The organism is Mameliella sp. CS4 (assembly GCF_019392335.1).
Taxonomy (GTDB): domain Bacteria; phylum Pseudomonadota; class Alphaproteobacteria; order Rhodobacterales; family Rhodobacteraceae; genus Antarctobacter.
In genome coordinates, this window is sequence record NZ_JAHXRQ010000167.1 from 1 (window position 1) to 267 (window position 267).

Below are 267 nucleotides of genomic sequence, written 5' to 3' on the forward strand. Positions count from 1 at the left end.
GGTCGTTGCCGGCGTGCTCAGGCTGTCGGAAGGGTGCCCGTCCTGGTCCGATCTGGAGCGGGACGAGGCGGTGCAAGCCGCATGGCTGCACGATGTGGTCGAGGATACCAGCTACGGGTTCGGCCACTTGGCCAAAGAGGGCTTCAGCGACAACGTGCTGACCTCGGTCGCCATGCTCACGCAGCCCGGTGGGCGCGTCACCTACGCGGCCTGGATCAACAACATCGCGAAGGTGAGCACCCTTCGGGCCACGCTCGTGAAGCTCGC

Annotated in this window: 1 protein-coding gene; it reads left to right on the forward strand. The window is 66.3% G+C overall.

Going from position 1 to position 267, the window contains the following annotated elements; all coding sequences use genetic code 11:
• On the forward strand, window positions 1–267 hold a 267-nt coding region (locus KZZ07_RS26975; RefSeq protein WP_219520050.1), incomplete at both ends, for a hypothetical protein.